Genomic DNA, 25,712 nt, shown 5'->3' with positions numbered 1-25,712 from the left:
ACAGATTTGTAACTATCCAGATACCGGGCGCGTCCCCTCGGGGTCGTGCGCTACGCTCTCAACTATCAAGCAATACACTTTTTTGAATTGGAGCGGGAAACGAGATTCGAACTCGCGACCCCGACCTTGGCAAGGTCGTGCTCTACCAACTGAGCTATTCCCGCATCAACAAAAAAGCACTTCGTTTGAAGTGGTGCGCATTTTACAAAAATATTTCAGTAACGCAATACTTAATTCGGTATTTTTTGCGAATGTGCTGTCTTTTGACTAAATCGTAAACACCTTCGTACGATAATACTGTAATTCGGCGATAGACTCGCGAATATCATCTAATGCTTGGTGGGTACCTTGCTTACTGAAACCCTTCAATACATCAGGTTGCCAGCGACGAACTAATTCTTTAATAGTGCTTACATCAATACTTCGGTAATGGAAGTAGTTTTCAAGCTCAGGCATATACTTCACCATGAATCTGCGATCTTGACCTATGGTGTTACCACACAGTGGCGATTTGCCTGCGCCAACATAATGCGACAAAAATTCTATGGTTTGCTGCGTCGCTTGGTCTATCGAAACGTTACTTTCTCTGCATCTGTCTGTTAAACCAGATTCACCATGTACTCGTGTACACCACTCGTCCATGTTATCGAGGATGCTATTGGGCTGATGGACCGCAATCACAGGGCCCTCAGCGATCACGTTGAGCTGTTGGTCAGTAACTATGGTCGCAATTTCTAAGACAACGCATGTTTCAGGATCCAGCCCGGTCATCTCTAAATCTATCCAAACCAAATTGCTATCATTTTTACTCATACATACTTCCTTACGCTCGCCAATACGTGGCAACCCCGTCAAACAAACGGTATCATTACGCTAGTATACGTGAAACTAGATAATAATCGTGGCGAAAAAACCAAAACTTACACATCGACAAAAGCGTCAAGTGGCTGCAAATCGCAGTAAGCGCCTTAAAACTAAACAAGACAGTGCTTCTTCAAGCATAATAGATGAAGCCAATTTAGTCTCGGGAACTGTTATTGGACGCTTTGGCAAGCATGCCGATGTTGAGTGTGAAGATGGTAGTTTGTCACGATGTCATATTCGCCGCACTATCGATTCAGTGGTTTGTGGGGACAAGGTACTTTTCAGCAAAGGTGACGACGCTGAAAGCGGTGTAAAGGGTGTGATTGAAATAGTCAAAGATCGTCATTCAGTGCTGACTCGACCCGATTTTTACGATGGTATCAAGCCCATCGCCGCTAACATCGATAACATCATAGTAGTGAGTGCGGTGCTGCCGACGCTCTCAACCAACATTATCGACCGCTATCTTGTTGCCTGCGAAGATATAGGTATTACTCCCATTATCGTGCTGAATAAAATTGAGCTGCTCGATGATATACAACGCGCTGACGTAGATAAGCAACTCGATGTGTACAGAAACCTTGGCTATCAACTGTTGTTCACCAGCTGTAAAACCGGTGAAGGATTAGACGCCTTGAATGAACACCTCAATAACAATGTAAGCGTGTTTGTTGGGCAGTCAGGTGTAGGTAAGTCGAGCTTAATCAATCAGGTACTTCCTGATGCTGACGAGCTCACTGGCGAAATCTCAGATACATCCGGTTTGGGGCAACACACAACCACTACCGCTAAGTTACTACACTTACCCGCAGGTGGTGATTTGATTGATTCACCGGGGGTTCGAGAATTTGGTTTGTGGCATATTCCCACCGAGCGTATCACTACCGGCTTTATCGAGTTCAGAGAGTATTTGGGCGGATGTAAATTTAGAGACTGTAAACACTTAAATGACCCTGGCTGTCTGATTAAACAAGCGGTTGACGAGGGTAAAATAAGTGAAGCACGCTTTGCGAGTTATCACAAAATACTAACCACCATGGATGAGCAGAGACCAAATCACAGCTTACCACCGAGGTAATATGAAATTTCGGTGGCCTACACCCTAGGCCTTATCTGCTTATATCAAACTATTCGCTATCATAAGCTTAAAGTTGCTTGTAAATACAAAGAATGCTGTACAATTCGTGCAGCATAATTTTTTGGATCGTTCCCACATTTCATCGGAGAAGTTTTTGTGCTCAACTGGTTAAAAGTCAACTTGCAATACATTACCCCAAAGCATTTGCTATCGCGCGCGGTCGGTAAACTAGCAGAAGCACAGCTAGGTAGTGTAACTACGGCCATCATCAAGCTGTTTATCAAACAGTACAATGTGGACATGAGCGAAGCACTGCACTCTGACCCTGAGCACTATTCATCATTTAATGCCTTTTTCACCCGACCATTGAAACCAGAAGCACGTACTATCGATGAACGAGACGATGTTCTTATTCACGCGGTGGATGGCACGGTAAGCCAATTTGGTGACATCGAGGCCGATAGTATTTTTCAAGCAAAAGGCCATGACTTCAGCCTAACTAGTCTACTTGGTGGTAAGCCTGAGTTAGCAACACCTTTTAAAAACGGAAAGTTTGCCACTATTTATCTGGCACCGCGTGACTATCACCGTATCCATATGCCTGTAGATGGAACGTTAACCGACATGATTTATGTACCCGGAGAATTGTTCTCTGTAAATCCATTAACTGCTGAAAATATTCCAGGCTTGTTTGCTAGAAATGAACGGGTAGTAGCCTTGTTTGATACACCAGTAGGCAAAATGGCCATGGTACTTGTAGGTGCAACTATCGTGGCGAGTATCGAGACCGTATGGGCAGGTACTGTTACACCTCCCGCAGGCAAGAACGTACAACACTGGACATATGAAACAGACGGTGAAGCAAGCATTAAGCTCAAGAAAGGGGACGAACTTGGTCGCTTTAAGTTGGGCTCCACCATTGTTGCTTGTTTCGAACCGGGAGCGATTGAGTTTGAAGACCTAGCACCAGGCCAAGTGACTCGACTTGGTCAGCCAATGGCATCAAAAGACTAATCGTTGATGGATCCAGTTAAACGCAGCCTTATATCGCTGCATTTTACGGTTATTCTGCTCGGTGGCACTGGCTTGTTCTCCCGTTTAGTACCGTTAAATGCACTAGATATCACCCTAATGCGCTCTATTTTCGCGTGCATAATTTTATTTTCATTTATCTTACTGAGCCGTGGCAGTCTCAAACTTAGATCTGCAAAAGATTACGCAATCGCCACCGGTCTCGGTATTTTAATGGCTGTGCACTGGGTCTCTTATTTTGCGGCTATGCAGTTTGCTGGTGTATCTGTGGGTATGATTGCGCTGTTTACCTTTCCGGTTATTACCGTATTGATTGAACCCTTTTTCGAAAAAATCAAATTAGTATGGCAAGACGTCATTTCCGCACTTATCGTGATAATAGGTGTTTACTTTATCGTTCCCGAGACTTCTCTCGACAATGATATCACTCTCGGAGTGCTCATAGGCGTTGGTTCTGCGTTTCTCTATGCCGTACGAAACATCCTTCACCGTAAGCATTTTTCTCACTATAGCGGTGCGAAAGCCATGGGCTGGCAAACCTTCATCGTTGTGATCGTGCTGTTGCCTTTTCTCAGCGATAATGTTAGCTCAGCTTCGACTGAAGCTTGGTTATTATTGGCCCTACTAGGTACCGTATTTACCGCGCTACCTCATGCGTTAATTGCCGCATCTCTGCGACATTTACGTGCGAAAACCTTCTCACTGATTGCCTGCATGCAACCGTTTTACGGCGTTATACTGGCTATAATTATTCTGGATGAAAACCCCAGCTGGAGCGCACTAATCGGTGGTGTTCTTATTACGTCAGCATCGATTTACGAAACAATCAATGCACAGAAACTGCATGGTCGCACCGAAGAGGAGTAATCCCTCATGCTGATATTTGCACACCGTGGTGCTAGCGCAGAGGCCCCAGAGAACACTCTAGAGGCTTTTAAGCTAGCCTTTGACCAAGGTGCTCATGGCATTGAGTTCGACACTTATCAACACCCCGAAGGGATCCTTGTATTTCACGACAGATACTTAGAGCGTACCACTAATGGGAACGGCAAACTTCTTGATGCCTCTCTCGCCTCACTTAGAGCACTAGATGCGGGAAACAACAATCGCATACCGATGCTTTCTGAGGTACTTGCCATTACTCCTTTGTCAGCATGGTGCAACATTGAAGTTAAGTACTTACAAAATGCACAAGCGTGGGTAAAAACGGTCAAAGCAGATTTGTCTAAGAATGATATTTCTCTAGATAGAGTTATCGTTTCTTCTTTCAATCATCAATGGTTGCGCCAGATTAAACATTATTGGCCAGAGGTAAGCCTTGGTGCGCTAACCGCCTCGTATGCGTTGGATATTACGTCTGATGCCAAGCAACTGAGTGCTCTTAACATCCACGTAGCACTAGATGTTGTGACTAAGACCTTCATTGAAGAAGCGAAAAAGGCAGGATATCAGGTGTTAGTTTACACCGTAGATAATATTGATGATATGACTACCCTCGCCCGCTGGGGTGCGGATGGTATATTTACTAACAAACCACGGGTGGCGTTAGAAGCGCTTACTTCGCTTCGCTAGGAATGTGCGACGAAAAAACCGTATCTTTACAGCAACGGCATTGGCGACACAAACGCATATTAATCCAATGGCCGGCAACAATAAGCGCTGCACCTAGAGTCACGGCTAGCGGTTCAATGTCGTGACCAAAAAAGCCTTTATTCCAGTAGATAAATCCACCAGCAACGAGCAATAAAAGAGGGTAATAACGACCGTGATAACGGGCTGCACCTGAGATAAGAGCAATCGCGCCTATGATAATTGAGCCAGTGAGAATGGTACGCTCGAACCAAGCTTGTGCAAAAAAGCTTGAACCCACCAAAGGTAATAGTGAAACGATAACGGGCAGCGCAAGGCAATGCAAAGCGCAAAGGCTCGAGATCCAAATGCCGAGTTTGTCCAGTTTGGTCAAATTTTCATTTGTTTGTTTCATTACTTCTTCACTATCTTAGATGACGCTGATGATTGGGTGCTTCGAGAGCGACGTTATAATATATCAAAGTGCTCTGTAATGAAATTTTTGCTGCAATAATTTTCCATTAAATTACTGGTCAAAAATGCAACACCTTGATATTTAACAAGCTATAACTGGACGAGTTTATTGAGGGGCGATGTTAATGGGATTAGAAACCTGCTCAGCATTTGACGATGGAAAATACAGTGCAGAATCCACAGTGGCCAGGGTAAATCCTTCTTCTGCTAACTGTGGCAAGTGCCGAGATAGAAAGTCTACCGTTTCAGGGTATGGATGGCCAATCACCACAACAAAGCCTTGTTTCTTTGCAATGCGTTTCATCATCTCAAACTGGCGTAGCATAGCCAATTCTGACGTGTCATTGTCGAGAAATACTTGTCTGCGAGCATTAGGCACACCAAGGTGATTTGCCATTTGTTGGCCCTTTGACGCCACGCTTGTGCGACTATCCACAAAGAATAGTCCTTGGCGTTTCACTTCTTGCATGAAAGCGCGCATGGTATCTGTATTGGTGGTAAATGCACTGCCCATGTGATTATTCACGCCAACCGCGTAAGGCACGGTTCTCATGGCTTGTCGTACATTATGCGTGATGGCAGCAGGATACATATCAGTAGTAAGCCCCAAAGGTCCCATTCGCTTCCCGCCGGACGCTTGCATCGGCATGTGCAACATCACCTCACGGCCTTGGTTATGGGCCAAGTGAGCAATATCAAACCCCAATGGAGTATCGGGTAAAATCGCAAAAGTTATTTCGGGTGGTAGTGTCAGCGCGTTCAGGTCTGATTGGCGATATCCGAGATCGTCTAAGATAATAACAACACGAGGGCTTGCCTCTAAAACAGAAGCATCATAAGAAGAGTGATTTGTTGCAGCTCGCACATTCACTATATGCAAAGCCAGCATGAGTAGCGCACCCAATCGAGTGAGCATACACAATCGCATTATTGTATTCCGATCTTTTATCGAGTAGCCCGACATCAGCTTTAAGGTGACGATTTGAGCTCTCGTTTTTTATTTCCGCGCGCACATGTACGGCTTATCACCGTTGGGTAAAGCATACCAAGCTGGACTAAAAAGGAAGTACAAAAATCTACCTTGGGTTAACTGGCATTAAGAGTTCGTCTATGGTCACCCACTGAGTGGCCGGCCCAACTGTGAAATGCCCGTGTAAATGAATTAACTTCGTCAAAACCTAACATAAAGGCGATATCTGCAGTGGAGAGGTGAGACTGCTTGAGATATCTCCCAGCCATCTCATAACGCAGCCCGTGGAGGATTTCTTTGAAACTTGTACCTTCTTGCGCCAATTTACGTTGGAGCGTTCGCGGACTCATTGCCATATTTGACGCTATGTGTTCAATTTGACACAAGCCAGATGCCAATGTTCGCCCTAGCTCTCCTCGCACTCGTTCGCTGTGGCTTGTTTGTGTAGTTGCTTCACAAAGCGCCTGATTTAAACCGGGTTCCAACTGTTCCCACATTCTAGCATTGGACGTGATAAACGGTGCAATAACGTCCTCGTTTGCAAAAGTAATCGAGAGGCTTTTCCCAGTGTTAAGCTTACAACCAAAATAAGTCTCGTAGGCCGATATGTTATCTGGAAGCTCGGGCAAACACAGTTGGATCGGAACAACATGAGTTTGAGTGGCAATACGGGCAACTTGGGTGAAAAACACCAACTCTCCCAACGCCACGACATGAGGGATCACACGTGGACAATCCACTGCTTCTGTCTGGGAAATATGAATTGTCATTCCACTTTTATTAGCTTCGTCGATAGTCAATCTAAACGAGCCAATTAAAGGCTTGTATTTAGCAATACGTTTGACGGCGGTGACAAAGTCTTTGCTACACATGCAGGCAAACAAGGGTACGTCAAACAACTCAAAGTTTATCGCTTTTGCAAGTTTAAGGGCGAGTAACCCGTCGGGTACTTGCTTATTGCCCAATTCCCACATATGAAAATAGTCTGCACTGGTAAGCATACTTTTATCACGAGTGAACAAATCAGCAGGCAGTTTTGCCTCTCGTAAAAGCATAGGAATATCGATACCCGCAGCTTCTAACATAGGCTTCCACGTAGGAAGCACGGTAAATTTGTTCACATGTTTTGTCATGACTAACTACTTTTTCTCCATGGACTGTCGTGACATTTTAAGAACGAGTTTACGAGGTAACAATGGTATTACCCAATCTATCAAAAAGCGTAATCCACTTTCATTGACGGCAACTAACTTACCTTGCTCCATTTTTGCATAACCAAAAGCAGCGACAGACTCAGCCGATTTGCCTTTCTCAAACACGGCAACATCTTCCAAATTCCCCGCTTTAGCAAAGCCCGTTTTTACAGCACCGGGACAAAGCGCCGTGACAGTAATACCCTTATCACTGTGCTCTTGTGCTATCGCCTGAGAAAATGAAGTAACAAAAGCCTTAGTCGCATAATACACAGCTTGTAACGGCCCAGGAATAAATGAGGCCGTTGAAGATACGTTGAGTATTTTACCGTGTCCTCGCGCTACCATGTCTTTTATGTAGTAATGCGTCAGTGCTGTCAGCGCACTAATATTCACCTGAATCATTGCTAAGTCGTCAGCGAGTTCTCGCTCAGAAAACACACCATGACCGCCAAATCCCGCATTATTAATAAGCACATCTACAGAAAGCTGTTGCGATGTGGTTTTTTCATAAATTTCTTGTGCTGCCCCGGGTGACTGCAGATCTGCAGCGATGACATGCGCTGAAATTTGATATTGTGCTTCAAGCACTTGTTTCAGACTTGTAAGCTTTTTTTCATTCCTTGCAACCAAGATGGCATCGCCACCTCTTTTGGCATGTTCATGAGCAAAATGCCATCCGATACCACTTGATGCGCCGGTTATTAATGCTGTGCCTGTTTGATTCATGAGCCTTTCTCACTTGGGTTAAGATGCACACATTCTAACGAACAAAAACCTAGCTCACGGCATCAAAACGCGCCAATGCTTCATCAAAGCACGACAAAGATAAGAGAGACAAGAATTGTAACTAGCGAGACAGCCACGAACGAGGATTAAGTGCTTTACCCTTATGACGAATTTCGAAGTACAAATTAGGAGAACTTTGCCCACCACTTTGGCCCACTAAGGCAATACTCTCTCCCTGACGAACATCGTCACCCGCCTGTTTGAGAAGCGCCTGGTTATGCCCGTATACCGACATATAACCTTCACCATGATCAACAATTGCCACCAAACCGAACCCTCGTAGCCAATCCGCGTAAAGTACTTTTCCCGGAGCAATCGTCCGCACGGCATCGCCTTCGGAACCATCAATAATGACACCTTTCCAACGCACCTGACCTTGTCTTCGATTACCAAATAGGTTTCTCACTCTACCGTCAACAGGAGGCTGGAGTTGTCCCTTCAATGGCGCAAGTCCATCAAGCGCAATTTCTGCTTGTTGAGCCGCACGTTCGGCGGCTCTCCTCGCCGCTTCTATTGCCGCCAACAATGCCTGCTCACCCGCTTTTAACCGTTCAATTCGCTGTGCTTCTGTAGCAATCAGCGCATTGAGTTTCACCAGGGTTTGTCTTCTGTCTTGCTGACGCGCGAGTAAGTTAGCTCGCTGTCGTTCTTGCTCCTGCTCAAGTGAGCTTAACTCTTGAGCTTTTTGAGCGAGCTCAATACCTACAGACTTCAGGGCTGCAACAGTAGATTTAAACTCATCTATCGCAGATTGCCGAGCACCTGACATGTACTGATAGTAAGTAAGCATACGCTCGAAACTACGGGCTTCTTGTTGATAAAAAATCATTTTTGCGTAGTCGTAATGCCCGGCCATAAAGGCACTTTTTAATTGATTAGACAACAAGGACTGTTGTTGGATGATGGCATCTGCGAGCTGTTTTTGTTCAGCTTCGAGCGTCTGTTGCTCTTCGATATTCTGCGACAGTTCGGTGCGCGTTTCGGCCAAAGCTTTGGCAACTTGACCAATTTCAATTTCAGATTGAGCAAGCACAGCTTCTACATCTTTTGCAGAAGTTTGATTTTCAGACAATGCTCGCTGGCGTTCTCTAAGCTCGGCTTGCAATGCTTCTAGTTGTGCCGTTTCTTGCGCGCCGTCATTTTGCTGCGCAAAAGCATCACCGACAAATACAAGGGCATTTGCCAGTGAGATCGCAATACTAAACATTACAAATTTGAGGTTTGCTAACATAACTCGTTGAACAAATCGTTCTTGCCAGAATTCAAACGGCACTTGCGTGCTTAAAACCCCAGTCTATCTGACCACACAGGCAAATCCCAGTCTAATTTATAAGTTAGATCAACCATCTAGCGAGGGATTTAGTCCATAGAGTAAAGTCGCTAAACAGGAGACTGGTTTATCTGTCAGTTTTCTATATACTTTGCTCTCTTTTGTGGTCAATAAACAAGGTATGAAGTAATGGATCAGCTCATCGAATTTGCCGGAAATAACATGATACTTGCCGGTATTTGGTTAGCACTTGTCGCCATGTTGATATATAGCTATATCAGCACACTAACCTCTTCGATAAAGGCAATAAACACGCATGACGCCACCATGCTAATGAATAAAAACGACGCTGTAGTGCTTGATATCCGAGCTGCTAAAGAGTTCAAATCAGGCCATATTCTCAACGCTCGTCAGCTTAAACCTGAAGAAGTCAGAGAGAAAAATTTTAAGAAGCTTGAAAACGCGAAAGATAAACCCATTATTGTTGTATGCGCGATGGGTAACCAGGCGCGAGGCACAGCAAGCGCGCTGTCAAAAGCGGGTTTCAGCAATGTTAGCGTACTAGATGGCGGTATGAATGCTTGGACTAGTGCAAGTCTTCCCGTTTCAAAATAATAGGTGACGATTTTGAGCAAAGTTGAACTTTATACGAAAGGGCATTGCCCGTACTGCCATCGAGCAAAAGCTCTGTTGACACAAAAAGGGGTTGAATTTCAAGAATATCCCATTGATGTTCAACCTGAGCTACGGGATGAAATGATTGAGCGTGCCAACGGTGGTTGGACAGTTCCTCAAATCTTCATTGACGACCAGCACATTGGCGGGTGCGACGACATGATGGCGCTTGAGTCACAGCAGAAACTCAATCCGTTACTCGGCCTCTAAACGCAAGAACCAAGTTCACCATATATAACGAAAATTAATAGGAAATCTCATGGCTGACGAAAATCAGACAAACACAGGCGAAGCAGCACAACCAGCACAGGCGCCTCAATTCAACGTTCAACGTATTTTCACAAAAGACATTTCTTTTGAGTCTCCAAATGCGCCGGCTATCTTTACTAAAGAGTGGAAGCCTGAAATCAAATTGGACATTGATACAAGCACTAACAAGTTAGACGAGAACGTATTCGAAGTAGTACTGTCAGTGACAGTTACCGCAATGCTTGGTGAAGAAACCGCATTCTTATGTGAAGTTCAACAGGCAGGTATTTTCGCTATCGGCGAAATGCCAGACCAAAACAAAGCACATACACTGGGTTCATTCTGCCCTAACATGCTTTTCCCTTACGCTCGTGAAGCCATTTCTAGCCTAGTTAACCGTGGAACTTTCCCTCCACTGAACCTAGCACCGGTAAACTTTGACGCGATTTTTGCCGCTTATGTACAAAAACGTGCACAAGAAGCTCAGGGCGAACAAGCACCAAAAATGGATGCGTAATTAACGTGAACGTGAATCCGACATCGGTTTCAGTGTTAGGGGCGGGGTCGTATGGCACCGCCCTTGCTTTTTGTCTTGCCAGAAATGGTAACCCTACCTTACTTTGGGGTCGTGATAAAAAGCACATGGACGCGTTGGCCGAATCAAGACAAAACGCGCGATATTTGCCAGGGGCTAACTTTCCTGATTCGCTAAATGTCGAATCAGATCTAGCGAAAGTGGTGTCTGCGAGCCGTGACATCCTAGTCGTTGTGCCCAGTCATGCCTTTGCTGCATTGCTCAAAACAATCAAGCCCATGTTGACTAGTGAGCATAGAATCATTTGGGCAACAAAAGGGTTAGAACCCAAAACGGGTCGATTACTTCGCGACGTTGCGGAAGACATTTTGGGTACCCAGTTTTCACTCGCTGTACTGTCTGGCCCTACCTTTGCCAAAGAGATGGTTGCAGGCTTACCTACTGCTATATCTTTATCTTCTTCAGATGAAGGTTTTGCTGACGATTTTGCCGCAAAGCTACACTGTGCAAAGTCTTTTCGAGTCTACAAGAACCCAGATTTTACCGGTGTTCAACTTGGTGGAGCAGTTAAGAATGTGATTGCTATCGGTGCAGGGTTAGCTGATGGTCTTGGATTTGGTGCAAATGCCCGAACCGCTTTGATTACAAGAGGTTTAGCTGAACTCAGTCGCCTCGGTGTCAAACTTGGTGCCCAGCCAGAAACCTTTATGGGCATGGCTGGACTCGGTGATCTGGTACTTACTTGTACAGACAACCAATCGCGCAACAGACGATTTGGCCTTGCCCTCGGAGAAGGAAAATCTGTAGACCAAGCGATGGAAGAGATTGGTCAGGTCGTAGAGGGCTACCGAAATACCGAAGAAGTGCACATTCTGTCTCAGAAGGTCGGCGTAGAAATGCCCATTTGCGAACAAATCTATGCTGTACTTTATCAAGGCAAATCAGCGAAAGAGGCTGCGCTCGCACTCTTAAGCAGAGACCTCAAAAGCGAAGCATAACACGCTTGCCGTAGTCGAGGCGCTCTGCTCCGAGCGCCGTATTACTCAAGATTTATCTCAAAGGGCACTGCTGGAAGCTCTGCCCTGTTGTATAAATTCCCGTTACTATTGTTTGCCCAACCATATCGCACAGATACAGGCTCATTAATCTGTTCTGAATAGACGAACACTGCATCATCTAGAATACGAGCTTTCGCATTAACATACGTCCTATCAGCGCCGGCGATGGCGAATCCGAGTAGGCGGTTATGATGCTTAGCCTGTAAACCTTCATTATGCTGGAAGGAAACCATCACTCCTCTTATGCCTTCGTGAGTATCTGGCACTGCGTCAGAAATCTGAGGCCCGGAAAACAGAAGACTTTCGCCGTAGGCGACATGTTTTGCTGCTAGATATAATCTATGTCCAATAGCCTGCTTGTTACGCGGATGAATGTCATCGGCATCACCGACGTCTAACGCTACAGCCATACCTGTTTTTGGTAGCGTCAACACCGAGGTTTGCGCGTCTCGAAGCTGTGCCCACGCACTTTCCTCAGGCACTTCAGAGGGGGGTAAGAAACTCGCTAGCTGTACAAACAAAAAAGGTAAATCAAGCTGATCCCAACGTTGGCGCCAGTCGAGGATCATCGACTTAAATAAGGTTGAATACCACTCGTTGGCGCCTACATTGGATTCCCCTTGATACCAAATCACTCCTTTCAGCGGATAGTTTACTATCGGGTGCACCATGGCATTGAACAAAACGCCAGTGCTTTCATTGTATCTTTGGGCTTTGGGTATCAGAAGTTCAACCTGATTTGAATACTTCCAATGTCCTTCAAGCGATAATACTTGCTTATCGATCATTAAGTAGACCTTATTCGGCATACCCAAATGAGCCTTGTTATCCCAGTCGTTAATTAAACGCACGGCAATAATATTATCACCTTGTTTTAGCAGCCCATGGGGAATGTCGATACTGTCTTCGAAATCAGTCCAATACTGCTCGTACACCTGTTGTCCGTTAACAAATACCCGCGCTAGTTTTTCTAGTCTTCCCAAATGTAAGCTCGCGGTATCAGGTACTTCAGCAAGGTTTACCGTTTTTCTCAGCCATGCCACATCAGTAAAAGGCGCATTTGACGGGTTTGGCACTTCCCGAACCTCCCACTGGCTATCGTCATAGTCAGTGGTAAGCACTGCGCCATCCGCATAGCCACTGGATGACGACACCAAGGCATACTTTTCTGTAATCAGAGCCTCGTTTGCTGCAAATCTTGCTTCCCACTCATCGGGTGCCTTCATTATGCTTGCCGCCATGTCGCGATAGTGTTCTTGCTGGGATAGTACGGGAAGCGATGTCCATGCCTCTGCTGGAGTCCCTCCCCATGTACTATCAATAATCGCAATTGGAATTCCCTTTTCTACATGAAGTGACTTTGCAAAAAACCAAGCGACGGCAGAAAAGTTGCCGGAATTGCGAGGATTGGCTTTCACCCATCTATAAGAGGACTTGATTTGGGACTGAGGTGTTGCCGAAAAATGATTGTCGATTTCAAAAAAACGAATGTCTGGGTAGTCACTATCTCGCACCTCGTCTTGCCAATTGTCGACTTGCTGATGGAGTTTCCACTCCATATTCGATTGGCCCGATGCAAGCCATACGTCACCTATCATTACGTCTCGAAAATGCTGAATCTCGCTGCCTGAGGTTATAGTAAGCTCATAAGGCCCCCCCGCCCTCTGTTGTGGTAGTTCGAGTAACCATTCACCATCAGTGTTCACTACTACTGAAGAGGTAACACTACTTTCCTTGCTTAACGTAAGCGTGGCAGTAATAACACTACTGGGGGTACCGCTACCCCATATTTTGACAGGTTTATCGCGCTGCATGACCATATGATCATAAAAAATGGCTGCTGTAGTTAACTGTGTTTCTGCGGTGGCTGTGGACATCATACCCATCAGGATGATGGCTTTCATTGCCCATATCCAGTAACCCAAAAATCCTTTCATATACACTCCCAAGTACACAGAAAAAAAGCCAAAATTCACATAAAAGTAACATAACATACAAAGCATCGAATGCCTTTCTGCCAAATAAAAAATCACTGTCTATACTTAGCGTTAGGTAATTAGAAAATAACTTCGTAACCGCTATGACCAAAAAGATATGTGCCTATGAGGATAAAGACGGGTTTGTATGTAATGAACATGCCAATGAGTCTGGCTTGTGTTTTTGGCACGATCCCAACCAGGATAAATCTGGTCCAGAAATTAAAGAAAAACTGGAGCAGTACGCTCGCTCGGGCGGACAAACACGAGGAATAGTGCTAAAACATGCGGATCTGAGTCAGGTTAATCTTGTCAATCACCATAAAAAGCATGGATTTGATTTTTCCTATGCAGACTTATATCGCGCCAAGCTGGACTGTGCGCATTTATTCAATATTAAATTGGACCACGCGAGTTTGATGAAAGCCAATTTAACGGCAGCCAATATTAACTGCGCTAGTTTACGGGATTGCAATTTATTGGGTGTGCGTTGGCATGAATGCAAAATTGAAAACATCAAATTAGGAAAAGAACTACGACAGCAAAAGCTCGCTAAAATTGCTACGCAGAAGAAAGAATTCGACGAAGCCTTTGATCTTTATGAACAAGCCGAAGAAATCTATAGAGACCTACGTAAGCACTCAGAAAGGGAGGGGTTGTTTTCCCTCTCCGGCGACTTGATTCAAAGAGAACTGACCGTGCGCCGAATGCGCATGCCTAAATTTAGTTTTAAGAGATTAGGGTCGAAAATTGTAGACATTTTTTGCGGATACGGGGAAGCGCCGTTGCGCATAGTCTTTATTTCTATAGTGATGATTATTATCTGTGCGTCGATATACACCTTCACAGGCTTAAATTATCAGGGCGATATTATTGCTTATTCACCCGACAAACCCTTATGGGAAAATGTGTCACTGTTTCTTTCTTGTCTATATTACTCGGTAGTAACCTTTACCACCTTAGGTTACGGCGACTTTACGCCCGTTGGTTACTCCCGAGCAATAGCTGCAATAGAGGCATTTACCGGTAGTTTTACCATAGCTCTTTTTGTGGTGGTGTTTGTGAAGAAAATGACCCGGTGACACGCGCACTTTTATCGCGCGCCCTCGTACCCCATCTGTCTCCAACTTTCATACACAAATACAGAAACGGCATTAGATAGGTTCATGCTTCTGCTATCCGGTAGCATAGGAATACGTACGCGCTGCTCGGGCGGCAATGAGAGAATGATATCGTCAGGAAGCCCCTTGGTTTCTGGCCCAAACAACAGAGCATCCCCTTTTTTATAGACTACATCGCTGTGAAACGCCTTACCTTTAGTGGTACAGGCAAATACGCGACTTGGCTTTTCGCTGTCTATATAAGCCTCGAAGTTCTTGTGACGTTTAACATGAGCAAACTCATGATAGTCCAATCCTGCACGTCGCACCCGTTTGTCATCCCATTCAAAACCTAATGGCTCAATCAAATGTAACGTAAATCCGCTGTTGGCACACAGGCGAATAATGTTCCCCGTGTTGGGAGGAATTTCAGGTTGGTAAAGGACAATATCTAACATAGCAGGCACTCTTTATCGCGATGGCGCACAGGATAGTGCGCTCAGTTAGATATGGCAAGCATAGTAAACTTTGGGGCTAAGTCGCTAAAAAATCGAGCACCTTAGTCAGTGATTTTATTCGCAACTCATCACGCTCAATAAACAATTCATGATAGGCGTCAGGAATGATCTCTAGACTAGCATTAGGAATGGTGGCTACTACCTCTCGTTGACGCTTGTTATCAATAATGTGGTCTCTATCAGCACTGAGTACCAGCATAGGTAATGAAATTTCTTGAGCCCGCTGTCGAATGAGATCCATCGCAGTTTTCGCAGCACTTAACCATTCAGTGGTTACACCGCCGAGTTGAAGCGCTTTTTCTTCGTCGTAGAGCGCTCTAAACAAGCGGTATCGCGATTGACTATGAGTCAATTTATTCAGCGTAAAAGGGAGAGATACATAACCGGTTTGTCCAAAAAAATACCCTGAGTCTCTCCGACGGAGCCTGTTTACGCCCAAACCTACTTGAAGCAGACTTGATGCTAACCAATCGGGAAGTGCCGGTTTAATGCCATACATGGGAGCTGCTAACACAGCCTTTGAGAATAACTCTGGTTCACGAAGCAAGGTGAGTGTACCAATAGCTCCGCCCATAGAATGACACACAAGGTATCGCTCTCCGTGCTGGTTGGGGGTAACCACAGTATGAACAAACGTCAGTAAGTCCTCTACGTAGTCGTCAAAGTGCTCAACGTAACCGTGATGCCTATCCTTAGTCATACGGTCAGATAGTCCCTGACCCCGATGATCTAGAATAAAAACAGCAAATCCGTTGTTGTAAAAATCGAAAATGAGTTCTTTATATTTTAGATAGGACTCTATTCGTCCCGAGCTTATGACGATAGTGGCTTGGGCATTTTCAGGTACACACCATGCGTAATGCACAGTTACATCTCCCTTTCCCTTGAAAGTACTCTGCGTAACACTCTGTTGCCAAAATGGGTTGATGTGCGTTGCAAAAGTGTCAGCGATATTAGCTTCAGCAGTGAAACTCCATGTCATACTCAATGCCCCTACTCCTATTTCTTGCTAAGAGGTTGCTAATGACGCAAAGGAAACGTCAGTGTTACGGCTAATCCAGCATTTTCACTCGGTTTAGCGTCAATGCTGCCATCATGCAGATCAACGGCTGCTTTTGCAATGGAAAGACCTAATCCCACGCCACCTGACTCGCGTTCACGGGCTAACGAAGCTCGATAGAAGGGAGCGAAAATTCTATCGCACTCCTCTGGTGTTAACCCTGCACCGTCATCCTGAATACAAATACTCCACTGTGATTCAGAAACGTCAAAACTAATCTTTGTTAGATAACGACTATGGCGAAGTGCGTTTCTCAGCACATTTTCTATTGCCCTACACAATAAAACGCCATTGGCTTGAATATCGATACTTGGCACAGTATCAATGTCTAGCGCTTTGTTTCGATTTGCCGCCTCAAATTGAGCATCGGTGAGTATATCTTGCAGTAGCAACGACAATTTATGCGACTGATACTCTCTTTTACCAGACTCAACTCTGCTGAGGTCGAGTAACTGTTTAATCAGCGCCTCCATTCGCTGGGCTTCTCTGTCAATTCTATCCAAGGTTGCAGAGTCTATATTTTGCTGATGAGCCAAACCAAGGGCCATTTGTAGACGAGCTAGAGGTGAACGGAGTTCATGGGAAATATCGGCAAGTAAACGTTGCTGGCCGTTCCAAAGCTGCTCCAATTGATCAGCCATACTGTTAAAATCCCGCGCCAATTTACCGAGTTCGTCATTGCGAATATCTGACTCTTGAATGCGTACTTGCCAGTTACCCGAAGCTAATGCTCGAGTGGACCGTTGCACCCGAATAATAGGTCGGGTAAGCGACTTGGCAAATAGCCAAGACAACAAGGTAGTGGTTATTAACGCAACAATAAAAAAGTACACAAAGGGCTGATACTTGTCTTCCGGACTGGTGAACCTTGCCAGAAATACGGCATAATCTCTGCCACTTCGCTCGTACTTGATTGGACCGATAAAAGTTAAGGCACCGCGCTTAATACTGATCGGCGAACTCTGATTGGCTATTCCTTTGATATCCTTAACCGCACCTCGTGGTAACGGTATCCCAGGACCATGTATTAACCTCTGCTCAGCAAAGTCATAAGCGATAACACGGTAATTCATGTTGCGAGCGCTTCTGTCCAATAAAAGTGGAAATGGCCCTCTTCGCCCCCTTGGCTCGGTTAAGCGTTCATACACTTTGGTGAGTTCTTGAATTTCTCTATTGGAAGCAGCACTCACCTCTAATTCTTGGAACAACAGACGACTGCCCCATACTGCGAGTACGGCAGTGAGAATAAAGGTTACCCAAAACCACAAGAACAAGCGCCCCATGATGGCGCGCATGGGGTTTAATCCTTTAATCCACTTCATGAGCCACTCTGTAACATGTAGCCGACACCTCGAATGGTCTTAATTTTTTCACTGGGGCTTACAGCAGCCATCTTTTTACGTAAGTTACTCACGTGCATATCAATACTTCGGTCGAAAGCCTGTAGGGGTTTACCTAGCACCTTTTGACTAATTTCTTCTTTAGTCACCCGTTGGCCCACATTGAGCATGAGAAGTCGTAGAATTGAAAACTCACTAGACGTTAAAGCAATCTCTTCACCTTTAACGCTAACAAATTGGCGACTTGGGCTTAGAAGCACCTCTTCAACGAGGAGATCTTGCTCACCAGAAATACTGTTTGCGCTAATTGCTTGGCGACGAAATATGGCTTTCACTCGTGCCAGTAGTTCTCTGTGATTGAAAGGTTTAGGTAGGTAATCATCGGCACCAAGCTCCAAGCCTAGAATTCGGTCGTAGTCATCACCCCGTGCGGTAAGCATCAACACCGGCGTAGTCTGGCTCACTCTGAGTCGCTTCAGTACTTCAAATCCATCTAACTTTGGCATCATGACATCTAGCAGAATAAGATCGTACTTTTCCCCTGACACCGCCTCAGATAATCCAGAGTGTCCGTCATTACAGGTATTCACCTTGTATCCAGCACCCTCTAGATAAGTAGAAAGCATATCTGTCAGTTCGGTGTCATCATCGATAATGAGTACCGATTGTAGCGGTAAAGACGCGTCCATTGTTGAATGCTCGGCGACATAGTGGTTCATAATAATTCAACCTTAGCATAGTCTGCTGGTGTGATACGCACGATAAAAGTCATCAAGTGCGCGGATTAGTGTTATCGCACACCGATTCATTACTGTTATTTAACTTGAATGTGCGAAGAATACCTACTCCGACAACGACAGTGCACGATTCTCTACAACCTTTACACAAGCTTTACAGTTTGCTGACCGCATTTGCATTTTTATTCGCTAATCTGTAGTTGTCTAAATGCACAGGAGAAGACAATGAAAAAATTAGTAATTGCAAGTATGCTGGCAGCCACCTTTTCTTTTGTAGCCGCCGTCGATGCGCGACCGCATGCAAACCACGGTATGGATAGAGTACACCCCATTAAGAAAATGGTGCACTCATTACGTGGTTTATCACTCACTGAAGCACAACTATTACAAGTGAAAGCACTAGTCAGTGAGTTCAGAGAGAATAACGAACGACCAGAGCGTGGTGAAAAGCCATCGATGGAAGAGATTCTTGCCATGGATGAAGCAGCCTTCTATACAATGATTGAGGAAAAAATAGAAACTAAAGCTGAGCGCAAGCTAGCAATGGCTGAACTTCGCCACTCAGTATATTCTGTGCTTACTGAAGAGCAGCAAGCACAGTTGGCTGAGCGTGAGGCTAATCGGGAAGAACGTCGCCAAAACCGCGAGGGACGCCGAGGCAATAACAACGGGCAGCGTGGTGAAATGGCACAACGTGGCGGCCGTCATGGTGAGATGTTAAGAGGCTTGGACATTACCGACGAACAAAAAGAGCAAATAGCGTCTCTCAATGCATCGTTTCGTCAATCAGCGAAAGCGCACAAGTCTTTAATTCGCACCTTCAGAAGCGAGGAGAAAGCCTTAGTACGAAGTGATGCATTTTCAGCTGAAGCATGGCAAGCCCTTGCGAGTAGTTATCAGAGTCAATGGGTAGATATGGCAGTTGCAAAAGCGATGCACAAACAAGCCTTGCTGAACGTACTTACCACAGAACAGCAAGCAGAGCTTGAAGCCCGTCGACAAGAGGCTCGTCTATTCAGAAGTACATTCAGACAAAGCTAACAGTTTGCGAAGAGAGTCACAGGCATTAAGCACAAGTGTAATGCCTGCTAAAGATAGTTTTGCAGCACTGCTAGCAAGTCGTGTTTTTCCACTGGCTTACCCAAGCAATCACTGAAGCCTGCTTGGCTATAGCGTTGACGATCAGATTCCATCACATTGGCCGTCAACGCTACCACAGGGAGCAACGGGTAGCTTTGGCGCACTAGCTTAGTCGCTTCAACCCCATCCATTATCGGCATTTGTACATCCATCAATATTAGGTCTACGTCTTCCCCAGTTGTCTCAACTGCCTCTTTTCCATTCCCTACAATTATCAATTCACACCCTGTAGACGCCAACATGCCTTCAACAACGGCTTGATTAACCTCATTGTCCTCGGCCAATAGTATGCGTTTGCCCGAGAAATCTACGGTGTCTTTTGCAATTCGATAGTCAGGAAGATCTGAAAAACTGGCTTGCTCAAGGGGAAGCTTTACAATAAATGTGGAGCCTTTGCCTAATTCACTGTAAACCTTTATTTGCCCGCCCATCATGGTGACCAACGAGTGAGTGATAGACATACCAATACCCGTTCCTCCAAATTGGCGGGTAGTTGATACATCAGCTTGATCAAATCGACTGAAAAGTTTACCCACAGTATCTGTGCTCATTCCTATACCAGTATCTTTTACGACAAAAGTGAGGTGGCCTTCTCCCTCTGCGTATAAGGTCGCAACCGTCACCTCTCCTTCTTTGGTAAACTTCACAGCATTAGAAATCATATTGAGCAAAATTTGCCTGATACGGAATGCATCGCCTACCCAGCAATCGTGAGGCACAGTAGAATTCAAGTTGAACGACAAGTGCTTTGCTAGCGCCTCTCGCCCCATATCAGACTTAATCCCCTCCAGTAATTGAGACAACCGAAATGGCGTATGTTCTATTTGCAGTTTTCCCGCTTCAATTTTAGAAAAGTCGAGAATGTCGTTAATAAGTACCATGAGCGCTTTTGAGGAATACAAAGCGTTTTCAACGTGATTGAGTGCTTTTGGCGGAAGCTCACACTCCATCAATAATTGCAGATTTCCATAAACACCATTCAGCGGCGTTCGAATTTCATGACTGGTATTCGCCAAAAATGCACTTTTTGCGGCATTTGCGGCATCCGCTTGCTCTTTCGCCTCGTATAACAATTGCTCTTGTGCTTTTCGTTCGGAAATATCGCGAATCACACCCACAAAATGTCGCTCGTCGTTCAAAACGACTTCATTGATAGTTAAGTCTATTGGAAAGGCTTCACCATCATTTCTTTTAGCTTTTAACTCTCGATTTTTGCCAACGACCGTTGATGAAGTTTTAGATTGATACCCTGCCATATAATGATGATGCATTTTGCCAATATCAGACTCCATCAAACAGATGATATTTTTTCCCACCACTTGCTCAGCACTATAACCAAACATGATTTCGGCATTGTCAGAAAACGACCTTATATTGCCCTTTACGTCAGTCACTACGATGGCATCAGCCAAACAAGATAGAATGGCGGCTTGTTGTTTTTCATTAAAGGCAAAGCGCTGCTGTATTTCATGTAATGCCATGTCAGTTTGAGCTGCTTTGAAGCTCAAACTTCGATTGGCTTGCTCTATCTGACTAAAGATTGAAATTTCACTTTTTAGTGCAAACCAAAGGGCAACACCATAAGCCAACATTCTTAGTAAATGCCATCCCCACCATGAAACATCCCACATGGTTGACGACTGAAACATAATAGCGGCTAGACCAAATAACGAGCTATGTAAAATAAATAATAGGTCGTTCTCGTTCCTAGTTTTAAGATACTGAGCGTACAGTCGAATGGCACAAAGTATCAAAAAACCACCGCCAACAATGTTTAGTCCGAGGGCTATGGACGAAAAACGCCCTTCATCAAACATGCTGGGAAGATGGGCTTCAAAAGTAATACTGGTAATTACAAACACTACTGATAGCAATAAACACCACCAAAGCATTTGTTCAGGAAGTTTTTTTTGCGTATTGCGAGGGAGATAGATACACAAAAATACCACGCCGCCAAAAAAAGTCGCTACTGAATGTAACCAGACAAAAAGCTCACTGGGTTGCACCAAGGCATGTGCGATATCTACAACCCCCATAACGGCAAAAGCACTGGCTATGATGATATTGAAGCTGGTTCCTTGACCACTACGATTAAGTTGAATCAATAAGTAAGCAACAAATAAAGCGATGGCGCCACCAAACACCTCTATTGCACTGTGCAGAGGTACGTGTTCGCCCCGCCAGTCTTTCAATAAAGTTTGCGCTAAAAAGAATGAGATGAGATGAATAAAAGCGCTAATGACGATTGTCATCAGAATCGCGAAACTATTGGTAGTGGCGCTGCTTTTCATGAACCTAACGATTGGTTACCCAATGCTAAGCATAGTTAAGTTTGAAATTTTTAGAGGTCTATTTCTTAATAAAGAAAAGGTTTTTGCAGCGTCATTCACTTGAGCATGCACCATTCACTGACAGCAGCAGATATCGGAATACATAAGCTGTGCCAGTGGGTTAACAATTTTATTCTAAAAGGTTGGCTTCGTGGGTTTGTATTGAGGGGATAAAAACCAAGGAGAAGTGACTACAAGATCCGCAGTGGCGGGAGTACAAGCCACGGGTACATTCCACACCGAACACAACCTTAGCAATGCTTTTACATCTGGATCATGGGGCGCGGGGTTGAGTGGGTCCCAAAAGAAAAACAACGCATCTAGCGCATTTTCAGCAATCAGCGCGCCTATTTGTTGATCGCCACCGAGCGGTCCACTCTTAAAGCGCTTCACTGGCAGGCCCGTTTCGTCGTGAATCATCCCCCCAGTAGTCCCCGTACCCACTAAATCACATTGGGCCATTACGTCCTGATGTTTTTTCACCCACGCGAGTAGTTCCGGTTTTTTGTGATCGTGTGCTACTAGCGCCACGGTTAACTTACCCATAATTCTGCCTTGTTAGATTGAAACTTCACATTTCTAGAGGCTATAAATATTCAGTTTAATCTTGTTTCTTGTCAACATTCTGTCACAACTTACTCTTTATGATAGGTAAATAAATTATACGAAAGTACATGAAAAATATTTATACATTATTATTGAATAAATATTCAATCAGTGTAGACTAGCAAGCGGTTAAAACTTCCAACGTAAATGTTGGTTGGTATACAGGACATGACAATGATTTCACCATGCTGCGCTCACGTGGTTAAGAATGAGCGCTTTTTACACCAATTTACCTCTCCCCTGGCTGGCTACACACTGCGCCATGCTCGACGACGTTCGTGCTTGGCAGCTTATTTGCGGTAGCACACTTTTTACCTTTGTAATGTGGTCTAGTTTTGGCGCGCATTACGCCCAATCAGTTTACAAAGGTAAAAAGTGATTTTTTTCTATTTATAAAAAGATTAATTATGCACAAGGTTTCTATTATTGGTGCCAGTGGCTACACCGGGGCACAGTTAGTTCAATTAATTCATCAGCACCCTGATTTTGTATTAAGCGGTACCTATGTCAGTGAAAACAGTGCAGACGCCAACAAGCCTATTAGCGCTCTGCATGGTAACGTTGCTCATTTACCCTACTTGTTAACACCAGTGAACGACAATGTGCTTAATGAGCTTGCGCAAGAGATGGATTTTGGTTTTTTTAGCGACTCCTCATGAAGCCAGTCACGATTGGATGGACAATTTATCGAGTGGCAAGGCTAAGATACTGGATTTGTCAGGCGCTTTTAGAATTAAGGATGTAGATGTGTTTTCTGCATTTTATGGTTTTGCGCACACTGCTGAAAAAAGCCTATCGAAAGCCATATATGGTCTCGCCGAGTGGTACTCGACTGACATTGCAGACGCGAGCATAATAGCGGTGCCCGGGTGCTACCCTACCGCTAGCTTAACGGCATTAAAGCCGTTAATGGAAAGCAAGTTGCTAGACCCTGCGGTTCGCCCAGTGATTAATGCGGTTTCAGGCGTTTCTGGCGCAGGTAGAAAGGCCAGTTTAACCACTAGCTTTTTTGAGGTGAGCCTACAGGCATACGGCGTATTGGGTCACCGTCACACACCGGAAATTGAAGCATACTTAGGTACGCCAGTTATCTTTACGCCACACCTTGGTAACTTTAAGCGCGGCATTCTTGCCACAGTTACCGTTAAACTTGCACAGGGCATCACTGCTGAAGACGTTAATCAGGCATTCTCAGCAGCGTATCAATCATCGTCGATTGTCAGATTGAGAGACTGCTTTCCAAAGATCGATGATGTTGCTCACACCCCATTTGTCGATGTGCATTGGAAAGTTGATGAAACTTCAGGTTACGCCGTTATTACATCAGCTATAGATAATGTGATGAAAGGCGCTGCTTCACAGGCCGTACAATGTGCTAATCTGATGATTGGAAAACCCTCTGAACAAGGATTAGTTGCATGATCAGCAGAGCGCCTTTAGTGATCAAAGTCGGTGGCGCCTTACTCGACGACGCTGCTGCAATGACAGCACTGTTTAATAGTATTCACAGTATTCGCGAGCAAAGACCAGTAGTCATTGTTCACGGCGGCGGTCCCATGGTTGAATCATTGATGGCCGACTTAGGTTTAGTTAGTGAAAAACTCGACGGACTTCGCGTAACTCCCGACAATCAAATGCCTTATATTTGTGGTGCATTAGCAGGCACGGCAAACAAACAACTGTGTGCCGCGGCAATCTCTACCGGTATCGTGCCAGTGGGTTTGTCTTTACTCGACGGCAATATGATCCAATGCCAAGTACTGGACGAAAAGTACGGTGCTGTCGGCACACCAAGCCCAGGTGAAAGCGCCTTTCTCAAGCATGTGCTTGCGCAAACAGCACTTCCTATTATCAGTTCTATTGGTAGTACCTCATGTGGTCGTTTGCTAAATATTAATGCTGACCAAGCTGCAACCGTCATCGCTGAGTTACTCGATGCAGACCTACTACTACTATCGAATGTAGAGGGCGTGCTCGATGGTGATAAGGTATTGATCCCCGAGCTAGATGAAGCATCGATAGCAAACTATTGTGATGCTGGCGTTATTCTTGACGGAATGAAAGTCAAAGTCGACGCAGCCATGCAATCGGCTATTACCCTTGCTCGCCCAGTCATTATTGCCAGTTGGGTTGCAAGCATCTCGGACATTTTAAACAACACGACTGGAACTAAAATTGTTCCACCTACCCCGACTACCTCATCAGGAGATGACTCAGGAGAAGCGTTATGAAACAGGACTTGTTGACCTTTGCCAACTGGACCCCAGAGGCCATGGCAGACTTACTAGAACTTGCCGTCACTATCAAACAATCACCGGCTAGTTACAGTCAAGTACTGGCTGGTAAATCGATTGTTGCCCTGTTTGAAAAACCTTCACTGCGAACACGAGTCAGCTTTGATATTGGTATTAACAAGCTTGGCGGTCACATGGTTTATCTCGATAGCCAAGCAGGTAAGCTAGCGGGTAGAGAAGATTCCGTGGATATGGCAGCTAACTTGTCATGCTGGGCCGACGCTATTGTCGCTCGGGTATTTTCTCATTCTACATTAGAGCAGTTTTCTAAAGCGGCAAATATTCCGGTGATTAATGCTCTGTGTGACAAATATCACCCTTGCCAAGGGTTGGCTGATTATCTCACCATGTACGAGCAATTTGGCCAAACCAAGGGGCTAACCATGGCCTATGTGGGTGACGGCAATAACGTGACCCACTCACTATTGATTGTTGGCGCGCTATTGGGCTGTAACCAAGTTGTGATAACGCCAGAAGGTCATGAGCCAGATGCGGAAATTGTTGCACACGCAACCACACTTGCTGCAAAAACAGGCGCGAGTATTACGGTCAGCAACAGTGTTGATGCTGCGAAAGGTGTCAACGTTATTTACGCTGACACCTGGTTGTCTATGGGTGATGACACCCCACTGGCCACCATTAAAGACAAATTTATGCCATACCAAGTTAACGACGCACTGATGACGTTAACCGGCGCAACCCATGTAATGCACTGCCAACCGGCGCACCGTGATCTAGAGATTACCAGTGCCCTTATCGACGGTGACAAGTCACTGTTGATGCCTCAAGCAGAAAACAGAATGCATGGACAAAACGCCATATTAACTCACTTACTCGGTGCGAAATAGGAGACAG

Annotated in this window: 25 protein-coding genes, 1 tRNA gene and 1 pseudogene; 13 read left to right on the top strand and 14 right to left on the bottom strand. The window is 45.1% G+C overall.

Going from position 1 to position 25,712, the window contains the following annotated elements:
- Nucleotides 1–88: 88 nt before the first annotated feature.
- Nucleotides 89–164, bottom strand: a tRNA-Gly gene (locus EYS00_RS02800).
- Between the two features lie 103 nt (nt 165–267).
- Nucleotides 268–813 carry an oligoribonuclease gene (gene orn / locus EYS00_RS02795; protein ID WP_130635039.1) on the bottom strand — a complete coding sequence of 182 codons (546 nt, stop codon included), beginning with the start codon at nt 811–813 and terminating at the stop codon, nt 268–270.
- An 88-nt stretch (nt 814–901) separates the two neighbouring features.
- Here orn and rsgA point away from each other — a divergent pair, with 88 nt between their 5' ends.
- The 4 genes from rsgA to EYS00_RS02775 all read left to right on the top strand — a co-directional run bounded on the left by rsgA (nt 902) and on the right by EYS00_RS02775 (nt 4,546).
- On the top strand, nt 902–1,942 hold the full coding sequence (gene rsgA, locus EYS00_RS02790) for a small ribosomal subunit biogenesis GTPase RsgA (protein ID WP_130635038.1): 1,041 nt from the start codon (nt 902–904) through the stop codon (nt 1,940–1,942).
- Nucleotides 1,943–2,098: 156 nt separating this feature from the next.
- Nucleotides 2,099–2,956 (top strand): archaetidylserine decarboxylase, encoded by an 858-nt coding sequence (gene asd, locus EYS00_RS02785; protein WP_130635037.1) that lies wholly within the window; start codon nt 2,099–2,101, stop codon nt 2,954–2,956.
- A 6-nt stretch (nt 2,957–2,962) separates the two neighbouring features.
- Complete coding sequence (locus tag EYS00_RS02780; RefSeq protein ID WP_130635036.1) at nt 2,963–3,841, top strand: DMT family transporter; 879 nt, start codon at nt 2,963–2,965, stop codon at nt 3,839–3,841.
- A gap of 6 nt (nt 3,842–3,847) precedes the next feature.
- A complete protein-coding gene (locus EYS00_RS02775; RefSeq protein WP_130635035.1) occupies nt 3,848–4,546 on the top strand; it encodes a glycerophosphodiester phosphodiesterase family protein in 699 nt (232 codons plus the stop codon).
- Here EYS00_RS02775 and EYS00_RS02770 read toward each other — a convergent pair.
- From EYS00_RS02770 to EYS00_RS02750, 5 genes are all read right to left on the bottom strand, one after another.
- Nucleotides 4,530–4,958, bottom strand: a complete 429-nt coding sequence (locus EYS00_RS02770; RefSeq protein WP_130635034.1) for a MerC domain-containing protein — start codon at nt 4,956–4,958, stop codon at nt 4,530–4,532. The two genes, EYS00_RS02775 and EYS00_RS02770, sit on opposite strands and share 17 nt — an antisense overlap.
- A gap of 165 nt (nt 4,959–5,123) precedes the next feature.
- Complete coding sequence (locus EYS00_RS02765; RefSeq protein WP_242618625.1) at nt 5,124–5,945, bottom strand: divergent polysaccharide deacetylase family protein; 822 nt, start codon at nt 5,943–5,945, stop codon at nt 5,124–5,126.
- Nucleotides 5,946–6,103: 158 nt separating this feature from the next.
- Entirely contained in the window at nt 6,104–7,120 is a 1,017-nt protein-coding gene (locus EYS00_RS02760; protein WP_130635033.1) for an AraC family transcriptional regulator, read from the bottom strand.
- A gap of 6 nt (nt 7,121–7,126) precedes the next feature.
- Nucleotides 7,127–7,909 carry an SDR family oxidoreductase gene (locus EYS00_RS02755; RefSeq protein ID WP_130635032.1) on the bottom strand — a complete coding sequence of 261 codons (783 nt, stop codon included), beginning with the start codon at nt 7,907–7,909 and terminating at the stop codon, nt 7,127–7,129.
- A 121-nt stretch (nt 7,910–8,030) separates the two neighbouring features.
- Nucleotides 8,031–9,200 carry a murein hydrolase activator EnvC gene (locus tag EYS00_RS02750; RefSeq protein ID WP_373995553.1) on the bottom strand — a complete coding sequence of 390 codons (1,170 nt, stop codon included), beginning with the start codon at nt 9,198–9,200 and terminating at the stop codon, nt 8,031–8,033.
- Between the two features lie 228 nt (nt 9,201–9,428).
- On the opposite strand from EYS00_RS02750, the gene EYS00_RS02745 reads away from it, so the two are divergent.
- From EYS00_RS02745 to gpsA, 4 genes are read left to right on the top strand one after another with little or no spacing between them, the layout of a single operon-like run.
- Nucleotides 9,429–9,854, top strand: coding sequence for a rhodanese-like domain-containing protein (locus tag EYS00_RS02745; RefSeq protein WP_130635031.1), 426 nt, complete (start codon nt 9,429–9,431; stop codon nt 9,852–9,854).
- A 12-nt stretch (nt 9,855–9,866) separates the two neighbouring features.
- Nucleotides 9,867–10,124 (top strand): glutaredoxin 3, encoded by a 258-nt coding sequence (gene grxC, locus EYS00_RS02740; protein WP_130635030.1) that lies wholly within the window; start codon nt 9,867–9,869, stop codon nt 10,122–10,124.
- Nucleotides 10,125–10,173: 49 nt separating this feature from the next.
- On the top strand, nt 10,174–10,680 hold the full coding sequence (gene secB, locus EYS00_RS02735) for a protein-export chaperone SecB (RefSeq protein ID WP_130635029.1): 507 nt from the start codon (nt 10,174–10,176) through the stop codon (nt 10,678–10,680).
- Nucleotides 10,681–10,691: 11 nt separating this feature from the next.
- Complete coding sequence (gpsA, locus tag EYS00_RS02730; protein ID WP_130635125.1) at nt 10,692–11,696, top strand: NAD(P)H-dependent glycerol-3-phosphate dehydrogenase; 1,005 nt, start codon at nt 10,692–10,694, stop codon at nt 11,694–11,696.
- A gap of 41 nt (nt 11,697–11,737) precedes the next feature.
- On the opposite strand, the gene EYS00_RS02725 is transcribed toward gpsA, so the two are convergent.
- The gene (locus EYS00_RS02725) at nt 11,738–13,693 is read right to left on the bottom strand and encodes a sialate O-acetylesterase (RefSeq protein ID WP_165399286.1); all 1,956 of its coding nucleotides are present in this window, start codon (nt 13,691–13,693) and stop codon (nt 11,738–11,740) included.
- Nucleotides 13,694–13,836: 143 nt separating this feature from the next.
- Between EYS00_RS02725 and EYS00_RS02720 the strand changes: the two genes are divergently transcribed.
- Entirely contained in the window at nt 13,837–14,814 is a 978-nt protein-coding gene (locus EYS00_RS02720; protein WP_130635027.1) for an ion channel, read from the top strand.
- Between the two features lie 11 nt (nt 14,815–14,825).
- On the opposite strand, the gene trmL is transcribed toward EYS00_RS02720, so the two are convergent.
- From trmL to EYS00_RS02700, 4 genes are all read right to left on the bottom strand, one after another.
- A complete protein-coding gene (trmL, locus tag EYS00_RS02715; RefSeq protein WP_130635026.1) occupies nt 14,826–15,290 on the bottom strand; it encodes a tRNA (uridine(34)/cytosine(34)/5-carboxymethylaminomethyluridine(34)-2'-O)-methyltransferase TrmL in 465 nt (154 codons plus the stop codon).
- Between the two features lie 76 nt (nt 15,291–15,366).
- Complete coding sequence (locus tag EYS00_RS02710; RefSeq protein WP_130635025.1) at nt 15,367–16,332, bottom strand: alpha/beta fold hydrolase; 966 nt, start codon at nt 16,330–16,332, stop codon at nt 15,367–15,369.
- 38 nt (nt 16,333–16,370) lie between these two features.
- Nucleotides 16,371–17,732, bottom strand: coding sequence for an ATP-binding protein (locus EYS00_RS02705; RefSeq protein WP_130635024.1), 1,362 nt, complete (start codon nt 17,730–17,732; stop codon nt 16,371–16,373).
- Nucleotides 17,729–18,469: a response regulator transcription factor gene (locus EYS00_RS02700; RefSeq protein ID WP_130635023.1), complete on the bottom strand. Its 741-nt coding sequence runs from the start codon at nt 18,467–18,469 to the stop codon at nt 17,729–17,731. Before EYS00_RS02700 ends, EYS00_RS02705 begins: the two co-directional genes overlap by 4 nt.
- A gap of 243 nt (nt 18,470–18,712) precedes the next feature.
- Here EYS00_RS02700 and EYS00_RS02695 point away from each other — a divergent pair, with 243 nt between their 5' ends.
- Entirely contained in the window at nt 18,713–19,528 is an 816-nt protein-coding gene (locus tag EYS00_RS02695; RefSeq protein ID WP_130635022.1) for a Spy/CpxP family protein refolding chaperone, read from the top strand.
- A gap of 47 nt (nt 19,529–19,575) precedes the next feature.
- Here EYS00_RS02695 and EYS00_RS02690 read toward each other — a convergent pair whose 3' ends face one another.
- Complete coding sequence (locus EYS00_RS02690) at nt 19,576–21,918, bottom strand: ATP-binding protein (protein WP_130635021.1); 2,343 nt, start codon at nt 21,916–21,918, stop codon at nt 19,576–19,578.
- Between the two features lie 174 nt (nt 21,919–22,092).
- A complete protein-coding gene (locus tag EYS00_RS02685) occupies nt 22,093–22,503 on the bottom strand; it encodes a methylglyoxal synthase (RefSeq protein ID WP_130635020.1) in 411 nt (136 codons plus the stop codon).
- A gap of 467 nt (nt 22,504–22,970) precedes the next feature.
- On the opposite strand from EYS00_RS02685, the pseudogene argC reads away from it, so the two are divergent.
- The 3 genes and pseudogenes from argC (at nt 22,971) to EYS00_RS02670 (ending at nt 25,705) form a co-directional block, all read left to right on the top strand.
- Nucleotides 22,971–23,985: pseudogene (gene argC, locus EYS00_RS02680) on the top strand (N-acetyl-gamma-glutamyl-phosphate reductase).
- Nucleotides 23,985–24,794: an acetylglutamate kinase gene (argB, locus tag EYS00_RS02675; RefSeq protein ID WP_130635124.1), complete on the top strand. Its 810-nt coding sequence runs from the start codon at nt 23,985–23,987 to the stop codon at nt 24,792–24,794. The pseudogene argC and the gene argB overlap by 1 nt, the downstream one beginning before the upstream one ends.
- Nucleotides 24,791–25,705, top strand: coding sequence for an ornithine carbamoyltransferase (locus EYS00_RS02670; RefSeq protein ID WP_130635019.1), 915 nt, complete (start codon nt 24,791–24,793; stop codon nt 25,703–25,705). The genes argB and EYS00_RS02670 overlap by 4 nt, the downstream gene beginning before the upstream one ends.
- Nucleotides 25,706–25,712 lie beyond the last annotated feature (7 nt).

The sequence above is a fragment of the Alteromonas sp. KUL49 genome (assembly GCF_006538345.1).
Taxonomy (GTDB): domain Bacteria; phylum Pseudomonadota; class Gammaproteobacteria; order Enterobacterales; family Alteromonadaceae; genus Alteromonas.
This window is presented reverse-complemented; position numbering and strand designations above follow the sequence as displayed.

Coding starts and splice junctions, on each gene's coding strand:
- orn (WP_130635039.1), bottom strand. CDS start 813: ATGAGTAAAAATGATAGCAATTTGGTTTGGATAGATTTAGAGATGACC.
- EYS00_RS02780 (WP_130635036.1), top strand. CDS start 2,963: ATGGATCCAGTTAAACGCAGCCTTATATCGCTGCATTTTACGGTTATT.
- EYS00_RS02775 (WP_130635035.1), top strand. CDS start 3,848: ATGCTGATATTTGCACACCGTGGTGCTAGCGCAGAGGCCCCAGAGAAC.
- EYS00_RS02770 (WP_130635034.1), bottom strand. CDS start 4,958: ATGAAACAAACAAATGAAAATTTGACCAAACTGGACAAACTCGGCATT.
- EYS00_RS02765 (WP_242618625.1), bottom strand. CDS start 5,945: ATGCGATTGTGTATGCTCACTCGATTGGGTGCGCTACTCATGCTGGCT.
- EYS00_RS02760 (WP_130635033.1), bottom strand. CDS start 7,120: ATGACAAAACATGTGAACAAATTTACCGTGCTTCCTACGTGGAAGCCT.
- EYS00_RS02755 (WP_130635032.1), bottom strand. CDS start 7,909: ATGAATCAAACAGGCACAGCATTAATAACCGGCGCATCAAGTGGTATC.
- EYS00_RS02750 (WP_373995553.1), bottom strand. CDS start 9,200: ATGTTAGCAAACCTCAAATTTGTAATGTTTAGTATTGCGATCTCACTG.
- EYS00_RS02745 (WP_130635031.1), top strand. CDS start 9,429: ATGGATCAGCTCATCGAATTTGCCGGAAATAACATGATACTTGCCGGT.
- secB (WP_130635029.1), top strand. CDS start 10,174: ATGGCTGACGAAAATCAGACAAACACAGGCGAAGCAGCACAACCAGCA.
- EYS00_RS02725 (WP_165399286.1), bottom strand. CDS start 13,693: ATGAAAGGATTTTTGGGTTACTGGATATGGGCAATGAAAGCCATCATC.
- EYS00_RS02720 (WP_130635027.1), top strand. CDS start 13,837: ATGACCAAAAAGATATGTGCCTATGAGGATAAAGACGGGTTTGTATGT.
- trmL (WP_130635026.1), bottom strand. CDS start 15,290: ATGTTAGATATTGTCCTTTACCAACCTGAAATTCCTCCCAACACGGGG.
- EYS00_RS02710 (WP_130635025.1), bottom strand. CDS start 16,332: ATGACATGGAGTTTCACTGCTGAAGCTAATATCGCTGACACTTTTGCA.
- EYS00_RS02705 (WP_130635024.1), bottom strand. CDS start 17,732: ATGAAGTGGATTAAAGGATTAAACCCCATGCGCGCCATCATGGGGCGC.
- EYS00_RS02700 (WP_130635023.1), bottom strand. CDS start 18,469: ATGAACCACTATGTCGCCGAGCATTCAACAATGGACGCGTCTTTACCG.
- EYS00_RS02695 (WP_130635022.1), top strand. CDS start 18,713: ATGAAAAAATTAGTAATTGCAAGTATGCTGGCAGCCACCTTTTCTTTT.
- EYS00_RS02690 (WP_130635021.1), bottom strand. CDS start 21,918: ATGAAAAGCAGCGCCACTACCAATAGTTTCGCGATTCTGATGACAATC.
- EYS00_RS02685 (WP_130635020.1), bottom strand. CDS start 22,503: ATGGGTAAGTTAACCGTGGCGCTAGTAGCACACGATCACAAAAAACCG.
- EYS00_RS02670 (WP_130635019.1), top strand. CDS start 24,791: ATGAAACAGGACTTGTTGACCTTTGCCAACTGGACCCCAGAGGCCATG.